We start from the raw sequence: 12,263 nt of genomic DNA on the forward strand, positions 1-12,263 counted from the left end.
AAAACAGATGTTTACGTATGTAGAAACAAAAATTATTGCTGAAAAAAGAAAACAATTAACTACTAGAATTAAAGAAATTATTACTGAGAGATTAGATTTAGAAATCGAACCACATTTCATTACTGATGATCAGCCATTATTCGGAAGAGGCTTAGGAGTTGACTCCTTGGATGCGTTAGAGCTATTTCTGGCAATTGAAGAGGAATTTGGCGTTGCAGTATATGACGAGAATATGGCAGTACTGGGTTCTATTAATAAAATTGCCGATTTTATTGAAGAAAATAGGGAGGATGATGTGCAGTGAGACCGATATTAAATGCAGATCAAATCCGAAATATCTTACCGCATAAATGGCCATTCCTTTTCTTAGATAAAGTTATTCAACTTGAGCCAGGAAAAAGTGGAATTGGTATTAAAAATGTAACTGTAAGTGAACCTTTTTTTGAAGGGCACTTTCCAAATGAATCAATAATGCCTGGAGTGTTAATTATTGAAGCTTTGGCACAAATGACGGCTGTTGTTTATGTTACAGGAGAACTAGCAAAAATAGATACACATGGTGCATGTTCACCTAAAATAGATCCAAGTTCATATGTGGGTTATTTAGTTTCTGTACGTAATATGAAATTTTTAAAACCTGTAGTACCAGGAGACCAGCTAGAATTACATGTCCAAATTGGAAGATCACTTGGGGTAATCTCACAAGTGGAAATCACGGCTTATGTAGATAAAAAGAAAGTTGCTACTGGTAGTATTCAAGTTTCTAAAAGAGTTGAGGAAATATGATCCATGGTATGGATGTTCAAGTTCGTGAGTGTACAGAGGCAGATAGTGAGAAGTTAGCTAATTTTTATAATAAATATCAATATGGCCCCATTAAATATGGGTATCCCTTAAATAAGCAGGACATCAAGCAATTATTTCGAGAGCGGAAGATACAGTTATATTTAATTGCTGAATATGAAAATGAAATTATAGCTTCCTTATTATTTTCTAGTTTGTCAGGTCAAAGGGCAGCAGTTTCAGATGGGACCTGGGCAGGATTCTTTTTAATTCATCCAGAATTTCGTTCGGGAAATATACCAGATAAATTATTTGCTTATGCGATTAAAAATCTTATCCAACAAGATATTAAATATATTGATACAGAAGTGAATCCGGAAGATAAAGTAGCCATGGCACTCTATAAAAGAGTGGGGTTATATCAAACAAGTAGGTCTTATATAGACTATGATGGCTACCTGAATTTAAGGAGCTATTTACCTTATGTTATTAATTACCTGTTAGATGCATTTAAACCAATTATTTCAAAAAGTGACCAAGATATATGGCTATCTAGAGGTTGGAAAACAGTTAGGGGATTGAAGTCCCTACGTTCTATTCAGAGTAACGCCATAACAAGAAATGGAATTGAAGTTGTAAAGTATGCTATTAATCTTGGAGCAAAAGATGTGAATTGTTGGGTTGATATAAAAAGTGAAAAAATTACTGAGGTAGAAACAGAACAAGTAAGATTCACTAGTTATATTTTGGAAGGAAACAATTTAATTGTTGGAGAGAAGATTCATATCTGTTATGTATATGAAAATCATTTTTCAAATCCTATTGAAGCTAGTATTACATCGAAGATAGGGGACGATTACTTAATTGATTTAAAGAAAACTTTTTATCCAAATAAAAAGTACGAGTGGGAAGAAGTTATAACAGTTACTAAGGAAATTGAGGGAGAACTTGTTACTAAGTTAAAAGCAAAAGAACTAGAACTAACTGTTCATTTTGGAGTAACCATAGCAAATCCGTTAGAAGTGAATGTTGCTAATTATCCTAAGTTAATTAATGGAAAAGAATCTGCATGTATCGTTAATGTAAAAAATAATTCTTTAGATAGATTAATTTACAAACTATTTATTCAACAAGAAAACTCGAAAATACTAGATTTCAAACCGCTAGAAAAACACCAAATCTGTATCATAGAGCCGGGTGAAATAAAGGATCATATTATTGTATTGAATCCTAAAAAAATTGGTATCACTAATATGACATTTTCGGCTGTTAGTCATCAAAATAAAAATATTGGGGAATTAAAGGCAATAATTCCGATTCATGCGCATGGGAAAAATCATGTTTATGAAACAAAAGAATACTTAGTTCTAGAAAATATGTATATAACTGTACAAATAAGTAAAAGTACTGGTTGTTTATATATATATGACCTTAGAAAGCAGCAGTTATTAGCAAAAGAAGCATGGCCAGATCTAGATTATCCATTTTTAAATGCAGTAAAAGAACCGAAAGTAAATGAGCTGTCATGGGAAATAACATCTGATTCATGTTTTGAAATTATTCATGAGGCAACAAGATTAAAGAGAAGCATATGTTTTTTGTCAGATAAGATAGTTCAAATAAATGATTTCGCACAGGAAGGAAAATATATAAAAATATATCCTTGGTGCATGTTATATGATGCGAAAATGACGGTACCACTAAAGAGTGGGCTAGTTTCTAAACCTATGGTATATGGTGAGTATCCATATGCACTACATGACTATGAATTTGTAAATCAATTTGATCTACCTAGTCATCCAAACATGTATGAGCGAAATTATACATTGTTTGAATCGCAAAATATTAATATTGGATTTATATGGAAAGGAAATATAGAGCGTATCCTATTTGGATTAAGATGGATGCCAGCGGTAATATTTAAACGGAATGATAAAGAAAAATGTATAACAAAAACGCACTATTATAGTTTATGTTCCCATGATAGCAAAGATGAAGTGGAAGAAATCTATAACGATATTACTAGTCATACATCCAAATTCATATCTAATAAGATTCCGTACTCAATTGAGACTGACCAATTTCATATTATAAATGAGAACGGGGAATTTCATATTCATGGAAGTCTAAAAAACTTATTTTCTTCCATATTAAAGGGGAAATTAACCTTGTTTTTCCCTCAGACATCTTACGAACAACAATTGTTTATACAAGACATAGAATCTATAAGCAATTTTAATTTTGAATTTAGTGGAAAGGTTAATTGGTCAAAAGCACATTATGCCGTACTTACGTATCAAGATGAATTAAATAGAAATGCGATAACTAAAAAAATATATCTTTTCCTTAAAGGAAGAAATAAATTAACATATAGCGAAAAAAAACAAGAATATCTAGTTCAAAATAATGTACTAAATTTAAAGATTAAAGTAAACCAAAGTAGTAAAATAACAGAATTTATGTATAAAGATAAGGAGATTTTAAAAGAAAACTCAGTATTAAGTTCTTATAATTTTTTACCCGGTGTAATGATACCAACGGCTAACTCTTATACTCCAGATTGTAGGAAAGATTTAAGCATTAATTCAATATATCTCAATAAAAGTAATCATTCAGTAGTAGCAACGGAAAATACATATAAGGAATTTATTCATCAGATTTTCTGTCAATCTGATGAATGGAAAGTTAAATATACAACTGTATATGATCTACCTGTTTTACAAATACAATTGAAAAGCCTACAGAAAGATAAAATAAAAACTAGTGTCTTTCACTTATTCTGGGAGAAAAAAGGAAAAACAAAAATTAAAAAGATGTATTATTGGCAGAATGGAGAGCAAAACACGTTATTACCAAATGGCAAACAAAGAAAGATTTATGTAGATAATAAGGTAATTCTCGAATTATCTAATGGGTTATTTGTATCTATTTTAGCATTATCACATAGTACAAAATGTTTTATATACGAATGGCCCAAAAAAGGGATACAAATCGGAATATATGGTAATCAGAATGAATTTAATGATGGAGATATTCGCTTTAATATTGCAGTTGGAGAAACTTTACTTGATAGTGAATACTTTTCGCAAATTTTATTAGAGGGGAATATGACATGAAAGTATTGTTTATTGCACCTAGTCACTTTAGCATTGGTGAGTTGCACAATGCCTTATGTCTAGCGAAACAAATTGAAGAGGATGGAGAAGTATATTTTTTAACAAGTGAAAAATTCTTATGGTATGCCAATAAATCTGTAGCAAATGTTAGATCACTAACAAAGGGGCTAAAACAAAAAGGGGTTATAAAACAAATCAATAATTTATTTCAACCTGATGCTATTGTTTTAGCTGATTACCATAATTTATTTTTAGAGTCTCCAATTATTGATCTTGATTATCTATTAAACCTACACATACCTTGTTTTTCTATTGATTCTTTAGCTTGGGGTAGTGAGGATCGATTATTAGAAAATAAACTTTTTAAAAATGCAAATTACAATAGCTTAAAGAAAAGGTCATTGATAGAACTACCTAAAATCCCCTCTCAATTTAAGCTAATTAGAACTTGTCCAGTGAATAGTTATAAACAAGATAGTGAGAATATTACTTCTGTCAAATTATATAAAGAGGCTTTACAAATAGATGAGGAAATAAGAATGAAAATAAGAACACAACTAGGTTGTAGGGAACAAGATAAATTAATTATGATTGCGAAATCATCATGGGCCAACCTATTAGTAAAAATGAGGCTTATGGAGAAGAAACAGTACAATGATGCAAGATTTAGTTATGAATATATATTACAAGAACTATTAAGCCTATATCTTCAGGACTTTCCAAGAGATACATGTATTAAATTAATTGGGGTTTCAGATGAGACCAAATTTGTTTCTATGAAAAATGGAGGAAAAATAGAATTTGTTTCACTACCATTTCTTCATTTGGAAGAATATGAGCAACTAATATTATCATGTGATTTATTTATCACCGATAATATTACATCCTGCTCAATGGGAAAAGCGGTATTTGGAAAAATACCTGTAATTAGTCTGGTAAACCATTTGGAATATAAAGAATTAAAGACTCAAAGAGATAGCCATAATCCTACCTTAAGAAGCATTATAGAAAAATGGAATTATATACTACCTAATGGACTTTATCCATTTCTTGTATTTCCAAATGGATGGCATAAAGAATTAGCACCATTGATGGATCAAAATGATTATTTTAAATGTGTGCATACTTGTGAAATGTTTGATTTAAAAGAAACTAGTCAAACAATATTTAATATGCTGTATAGCAAAAAGGAGATTGATAAATTAAAGAAAATGCAACAACTGTATATAAATAATGTATGTAATCTACCGACAATAAAAGATGTGATAAAGAGAGAATTGGGGGCGCTTAATCATGAGTAATCAAATTAATGTACAAGAAGAAACTAATGAAGCATATGATGCAGTACGTAACGGAATTGGTGTAATAGATTTATCAACAACAGGAAGAATTGTGGTGAAAGGTGAGGACCATGTAGAGTTCCTAGATCGTCTAGTTACGAAGGATATTATATTTATGGAAGAAGAAACAACACTCTTTACTTTGTTATTACAAGAAGATGGGACTGTAATTGATATTATTAATCTGTTTAAAAATGAGGATTCTCTTACAGTTATTACGACACCGCATAAAAAAGAAATGGTACTAGCCTGGTTGCAAAACCAAAAACCAAGCGGAGTTGAGATTATAGATATAAGTCAAACACATTCTCAAATTGGATTTGAAGGTCCGTATGCATGGAAATTAGCTCAAAAGTTTTTAGACTTCGAAATATCATCACTGCCATTTCAATCATTTGTGTTAAATCAATTATTTGGGAAAGAATTTCTATTAGCAAGAACAGGTGTAACAGCAGAGTATGGTTATCAATTATTGTTTGAAAAATGCCTAGAGCCAATAGTATTAGAAACTGTAAATTCTTTTAAAGAAGATATTAAATTGAAGAAAGTAGATTGGGAAACATTAGAGACGCTAATGTTAGAAATTCGACATCCATATTTTGAATTCAAACATTTAGAAGAACTAAATATTTTTGAAGCTGGTTTAGAATGGTTTATTGATTTTTATAAAGACGAATTTTATGGAAGAGAAGTCTTAGAACAGCAATCGGAAGCTGGCGTAAATAAAAGAATTGTGGGATTCACGACAGGAATAGAGAGCAAAATTACAGTTAATGATGAGATTTTTATAGAGGAACAATTAATTGGTAAAGTTATTGAACTTAAAGAAAGTCCCGTTTTAAACAGGAGACTCGGAATTGCTTTATTAGAGGAACCATTTGCTGTTTCAGGAATTGGATTTTATGTGAAAAATAAAGAAAATGCTTTGTATGAGGCACATACTCAGTCCTCACCATATATTCTACCTAAATCATGGTCAATCAAAATACTGTAAAGGTGATGGCATATGAACATGAATAATCAACGAATCGTCGTAACTGGCATGGGAATTATTTGTTCAAACGGAAATAGTGTAAAAGAATTTTGGGATAATATTCAATCTGGGAAATCTGGTATTAAAGTAATACAAAATATCGATATGGCTGAAATGGTAACAGATTATGGTGGAGAGATTGAAAACCTTCAGGTAGATGATTACTTCTTTAAGGATGAAATAAAGGATATGGATCGCTGTGGAAAATTAGGTGTCATGGCGGCAAGAGAAGCGGTAGAAAACGCAAAATTAAAAATAGAAAACTTTAATCCATACCGAATTGGAATATCATTAGGCACATCTTTAGGAGGCATGTTGAGCGGGGAAGAATTTCATAATCAGTGGATTAAAGATGGAATTGAAAAAGCAGATGAAACGTTACTTTTTAAGTATCCAATCCATACGCCCTGTGACAATATTACGCGAGACTTAAAAATAAAAGGGCCAAAAATGATTATTTCGAATGCATGTGCCGCTGGTACAAATTCAATTGGATTTGCGCTGGATACAATTCGAAATAACAAAGCAGATATCATGATAACCGGTGGTGTAGATCCCTTATCTAAATTGTCAATGAGTGGTTTTAATAGTTTACAAGCACTAGCACCAACGCCACCATCGCCCTATAGCAAGAGTAATGGCGTGGTAATCGGAGAAGGTGCAGCTATTCTTGTTTTGGAATCATTAGATCATGCGATTAAAAGGGGTGCAAATATCCTAGCTGAAGTAGTAGATTACGATTTATCTTCAGATGCATATCATCAGACAGCACCAGATCCAGGTGGGGAAGGTGCTTTGAGATCCATGCGAGGTGCTTTAAAAAAAGCCAGCATAGATGCTAAGGAAGTAAGCTATATCAATGGACATGGTACAGGTACACCAGCAAATGATGTATCAGAGCCAAAAGCAATTCGTACATTAATTAATGAAAATAAGACACCAGTTTCTTCAACTAAATCAATGATAGGACATATGTTAGGAGCAGCAGGGGCGGCGGAAGCAGTAACAAGTATTCTTGCTATTCAACATGGATATTTACCTCCAACTATAAACTTTGAAGTTGAAAGTCAAAAGTTTAATCTAGATTTTGTAGCTAACATAGGTAGGGTAAGTGATTTGAGTTATGTACTATCAAATTCATTTGCTTTCGGTGGAAACAATGCAAGTATCTTATTCTGTAAGTACAATGAGAACCTTGAGTTATCAGCGGCAAAGGAAAAGCTAATTAAAGAAAAAAAGTCGTAATTACTGGTGTAGGGGGACTTGCTGGGAATTCTTCAAACCTTCAAGAAATTAAAGATTGTATGTTTAAGGGAAAGAGTGGTACCTCAAAGATTAAACATTGGAACGACAATCCTAAGTGCATACAAGCCGGGAAAATACCAGAACAAAACTATCGAAGGCTAATACATCCTAATTTATTAAGGAAGATGGATTCAATTAGCAAACATGCAGTATTGTCAGTGAAAATGGCTATAGAAAACGGGAACTTAAAGATAGATAAAAATAATAGGGACAAGATAGGAATTATTTTTGCAACTGGTACAGGACCAGTTGGAACGGTAGAATCATTTAACCGAATTATTATCCAAGAGGGTGTTAAGGCCGCCAATGCTAAATTATTTCCAAACACAGTTATGAACGCAGCAGCTGGACATATTTCATTAAACTTTAAAATAAAAGGGCCTACTTCAACTATTTCATGTGGTGGGGTTTCTGGTATTAGTGCACTGTACTATGCCTATGCCATGATTCAATCTAGTGATTATGACACATTCATTGTGGTAACGGCAGATGAAGTAAATAATCCAATAATAGAGGGACACTCAAAAATAAAAAGGTACTTAACAACTGAGAATATAAGGCCTTTTGATTGTAATGGTAGCGGTACCATACTTGGTGAAGGGAGCGTTGCCTTTATTGTAGAAAGTGAGGAGGCAGCGTTAAAAAGAAATGGTAATATTTTAGCTGAAATTAAAGGTTTTGGATTAACATCTGATGACAGTAAAATTGGGGACTTAAATCATCTAGGAAAGGCATGGGAGGAATCTATGCGTTTAGCAATGAAAGAGGCGATGATTTCTCCAGGAGAGATAGAATATATTTGTGCAGCTGCCAATGGTCATAAATATTTTGACCGTATTGAAGAGAGGGTTATAGAACGTACATTCGGTATCAGGGCTCCTGTTAGTGCCACAAAATCTATCTTTGGGGAAACTCATGCAACTGCAGGCCTTCTTTCTCTCATTAGTGTAATATGTGCATTTGATGGTGAAATACCAGCTACGCAAAATGTAAAGAGTCATAGAGGAAGAATAGATCTCGTCACAGAAAATCCTCGTAAGGCTCCGGTGAGCAATGCCTTAATTAGTACATATTCTTATGGTGGTAATTATAATTCTGTTGTAATAGGAAAATATTTAAATTAATTATTTATGTAGGAGGCCACTTTTATTAAGTATGTATCGGTCTCCTGCAAAATAAGCTATATAGTTTTTAAAGCTTAAGCTCTTAATTGAGCATATCAGAAAAACTATGAAGGAGCATAATGCCATGAAAGGTATCATTCTTGCAGGTGGAAACGGTACTAGATTGTACCCCCTTACCCAAATTGTATCGAAGCAATTATTACCTATCTATGATAAACCCATGATTTATTATCCTTTATCAGTACTAATGTTGGCGGGTATAAGAGAGATACTAATTATTTCAACGCCACAAGATATTAATAAATTTGAGCAAATGTTAGGTGATGGTTCAAAATATGGAATTACCCTTTTATATACTGTTCAGCCTTATCCAGAAGGTATAGCACAAGCATTTATTATAGCTGAGGAATTTATTGGAAATGATAATGTAGCTTTAATTCTTGGCGATAATATCTTTTATGGTCATGGACTAACAGAATTACTAGAAAAGGCTGTTAAGAAGACTAGGGGAGCTACAGTTTTTGGTTATTATGTCAATGATCCAGAGCGCTTTGGGGTAGTAGAGTTTGATTCTAAAAAGCATGTGATTGATATCATGGAAAAGCCAAAGGAACCAAAATCAAACTATGCAGTAACTGGCCTGTATTTTTATGATAAACGTGTGATAGGAATAGCAAAAAATATTAAACCATCTAATCGTGGGGAATTAGAGATAACAGATATAAACAAAGAATATCTTGAAATGGGAGAATTAGAAGTTGAATTATTGGGAAGAGGCTATGCATGGCTGGATACAGGTACACACGAATCATTATTAGAAGCAGCACAATTTATAGAGACAATTGAGAAAAGACAGAGTTTAAAAGTAGCTTGTTTAGAAGAAATTGCATTTAAAAAGAAATATATAACCAAGCAGCAACTATTAAAAATGGCAAATTCGGTAAAGGAAAATCAATACAGCCGATATTTATTAAGGGTTGCCCATCAATAGCATTTAAATGAATGGAGAGAGAAGAATGCGTAAAATTCATACAGCATTAGATGGTGTTTTTATTATAGAGCTTGATAAATGCAGTGACAAACGTGGTTACTTCATTGAAACATGTAATAAGAAAAAATTTGAACTCTTAGATATACAGGGAGACTTTGTACAAGATAATCAATCATTATCTGTTCACACAGGCACGATACGTGGGCTGCATTATCAGTTGAATCCTAAAGCCCAAATGAAGGTAGTGAGCTGCATTTCTGGTTCTATTTACGATGTAGTTGTAGATATCCGAAAGGGCTCCCCAACGTATGGACGATGGTTCGGAACAATTTTAAATGAGTATAATAACCGTCTACTTACCGTTCCTAAAGGGTTTGCTCATGGTTTTTGTACTACAGAACCTAATACTATTGTCCAGTATAAAGTAGATGAGTATTATTCACCTAACCATGAAGAGGGAATTCTATGGAATGATGAAACAATAGGGATTTTATGGCCAACTAATCAACCAATTTTATCAGAGAAAGATAAAAAACTACCTAGATTAAAAGATACTAATGTCAACTTTGTTTATGGAGATGATTTTAATTGAAATTATTAATAACGGGTGGGGCAGGATTTATTGGTAGTAATTTTATTCGGTATATGTTAAAGAAATATCCTCAATACCAAATTGTAAATGTAGATTTATTAACATATGCAGGAAATTTATTTAATTTAAAGGAAATATCACTAAATCAAAATTATAAATTCATCAAAGGGGATATTTCAAATGAAATATTCATAGATAAGCTATTTAAAAAAGAGAAATTTGATTATGTATTAAATTTCGCAGCAGAATCTCACGTTGATAGAAGTATTAAAACTCCCCATATCTTTGTCCAAACTAACATATTAGGTACACAAGCCTTATTACACTCAGCATATAAAACAAAAGTGAAAAAGTTTGTACAAATTTCTACAGATGAAGTATATGGGACATTATCTCAAACGGGTGCGTTTACAGAGCATACAATAATAGCTCCTAATAGTCCTTATAGTGCAAGTAAAGCTAGTGCAGACTTAATGGTACGAGCGTATCATGAGACATTCGGTTTACCTATGAATATAACTCGTTGTTCCAATAATTATGGTCCCTATCAGTTCACGGAAAAATTAATACCATTAACAATAACTCATGCGTTAAATAATAAAAATATTCCTCTATACGGTGATGGATTACATATAAGAGATTGGCTTCATGTAGAGGATCACTGTGTAGCTATTGATTTAGTTCTGCATGGTGGAGCAGATGGGCACATTTATAATATCGGAGGAGATAATGAATATACAAATCTAGATATTGTACAAAAAGTACTCAAATTCCTAAATAAAGATCAATCGCAAATTACATTTACCTCAGATCGCTTAGGACATGATAGACGTTACGCCATGGATGCTACTAAGTTGAAAGAAGAATTAGGTTGGACACCACACTATCTATTTGATGATGGACTTACCCAAACAATTAAGTGGTATATAGATAACCGTACGTGGTGGGAATGAATTTTATTAACTAAAAATTACATAAGTTAAACGAGGAATTTTAAAATGAAGATACTGATAACGGGAGTAGATGGACAACTAGGACAAACTTTAATGCAAGTACTCAGCAGAACACATCATGAGCTATATGGTGTGAATCGTACCACGTTAGATATTACAAATAAAATAAGAGTTAGCTCTTATCTTGATAGGTTAAAGCCAGATGTAATTGTACACTGTGCAGCATTTACAAATGTAGATGGGGCAGAGAAAAATAAAGGATTGGCATATGAAGTAAATGTATTAGGTACCAAGTATATTGCTCAAGCTGCAGGAAGAATAAAATGTAAATTTGTATATATTAGTACGGATTATGTGTTTGATGGCGAAAAGCATACACCATACAATCTTGAAGATCGTCCTAATCCATTAAATATATATGGAGAAACGAAATTGGCTGGAGAACATTTCGTAAAAAAATACACGAAGAAACATTTTATTATTAGAACGTCCTGGATATTTGGAAAGAGCGATGGTCACTTTATTGCTAAGATAGGAAAAATAGCAAGTCTATATGGTGAAGTACGTGTAGTATCAGACCAATTTGGCTCACCTACCTATGCAATAGATTTAGCAAACTTTATTGAGGAGTTAGTAGAGACAGATCAATTTGGATTATATCATGCGACAAATGAAGGAGTATGTTCGTGGTATGAGTTTGCAGTTGAATTTTTTAAAGACTTCAATACAGATATCAATATAATTCCTTTAACGACGGAAGAATTCCCGCAAATAGCCAATAGACCTAAATATTCAGTGTTAAGCAAAGAATGCATTATCCTGAATGGTTTAAAACCAATAAGACATTGGAAAGAAGCATTAAAAGAGTATAAGGACCAACTTAATAGTAGATAATCATTTTAATTTATATAAAATTAGCAAGTAAATATAGCTTTATTCTTTTAGTAAGTTTCATTTTAATTATTTTGTAATTTGTCGTTTATAAAGTATTAACTGTAAAATAAAAACACACTACTAAGTAGTTAG

11 protein-coding genes are annotated in these 12,263 nt (G+C 32.4%); all 11 read left to right on the plus strand.

The features are described from left to right. Positions 1–7 precede the first annotated feature (7 nt). Positions 8–304, plus strand: a complete 297-nt coding sequence (locus HMPREF1014_RS24330) for an acyl carrier protein (protein WP_000495741.1) — start codon at positions 8–10, stop codon at positions 302–304. Then, on the plus strand, positions 301–786 hold the full coding sequence (gene fabZ, locus HMPREF1014_RS24335; RefSeq protein WP_001247406.1) for a 3-hydroxyacyl-ACP dehydratase FabZ: 486 nt from the start codon (positions 301–303) through the stop codon (positions 784–786). Before HMPREF1014_RS24330 ends, fabZ begins: the two co-directional genes overlap by 4 nt. Beyond that, a complete protein-coding gene (locus HMPREF1014_RS24340) occupies positions 783–3,899 on the plus strand; it encodes a GNAT family N-acetyltransferase (RefSeq protein ID WP_000581209.1) in 3,117 nt (1,038 codons plus the stop codon). Before fabZ ends, HMPREF1014_RS24340 begins: the two co-directional genes overlap by 4 nt. Next, positions 3,896–5,200: a DUF6365 family protein gene (locus HMPREF1014_RS24345; RefSeq protein ID WP_000865868.1), complete on the plus strand. Its 1,305-nt coding sequence runs from the start codon at positions 3,896–3,898 to the stop codon at positions 5,198–5,200. The genes HMPREF1014_RS24340 and HMPREF1014_RS24345 overlap by 4 nt, the downstream gene beginning before the upstream one ends. Continuing rightward, on the plus strand, positions 5,193–6,233 hold the full coding sequence (locus HMPREF1014_RS24350) for an aminomethyltransferase family protein (protein WP_000070728.1): 1,041 nt from the start codon (positions 5,193–5,195) through the stop codon (positions 6,231–6,233). Before HMPREF1014_RS24345 ends, HMPREF1014_RS24350 begins: the two co-directional genes overlap by 8 nt. A gap of 12 nt (positions 6,234–6,245) precedes the next feature. Then, positions 6,246–7,517: a beta-ketoacyl-[acyl-carrier-protein] synthase family protein gene (locus HMPREF1014_RS32285; protein ID WP_009327554.1), complete on the plus strand. Its 1,272-nt coding sequence runs from the start codon at positions 6,246–6,248 to the stop codon at positions 7,515–7,517. Positions 7,518–7,564: 47 nt separating this feature from the next. Further along, on the plus strand, positions 7,565–8,701 hold the full coding sequence (locus HMPREF1014_RS32290) for a beta-ketoacyl-[acyl-carrier-protein] synthase family protein (RefSeq protein WP_255344403.1): 1,137 nt from the start codon (positions 7,565–7,567) through the stop codon (positions 8,699–8,701). Between the two features lie 124 nt (positions 8,702–8,825). Then, positions 8,826–9,692, plus strand: a complete 867-nt coding sequence (gene rfbA, locus HMPREF1014_RS24365; protein WP_000676040.1) for a glucose-1-phosphate thymidylyltransferase RfbA — start codon at positions 8,826–8,828, stop codon at positions 9,690–9,692. 25 nt (positions 9,693–9,717) lie between these two features. Then, entirely contained in the window at positions 9,718–10,284 is a 567-nt protein-coding gene (gene rfbC / locus HMPREF1014_RS24370) for a dTDP-4-dehydrorhamnose 3,5-epimerase (RefSeq protein ID WP_001226084.1), read from the plus strand. Continuing rightward, on the plus strand, positions 10,281–11,237 hold the full coding sequence (gene rfbB, locus HMPREF1014_RS24375) for a dTDP-glucose 4,6-dehydratase (RefSeq protein ID WP_000770929.1): 957 nt from the start codon (positions 10,281–10,283) through the stop codon (positions 11,235–11,237). The genes rfbC and rfbB overlap by 4 nt, the downstream gene beginning before the upstream one ends. Positions 11,238–11,282: 45 nt before the next feature. Next, entirely contained in the window at positions 11,283–12,131 is an 849-nt protein-coding gene (gene rfbD / locus HMPREF1014_RS24380) for a dTDP-4-dehydrorhamnose reductase (RefSeq protein ID WP_000697863.1), read from the plus strand. The last annotated feature ends 132 nt before the right edge of the window (positions 12,132–12,263 follow it).

The organism is Bacillus sp. 7_6_55CFAA_CT2 (assembly GCF_000238655.1).
GTDB classification, from domain to species: Bacteria; Bacillota; Bacilli; order Bacillales; family Bacillaceae_G; genus Bacillus_A; species Bacillus_A cereus.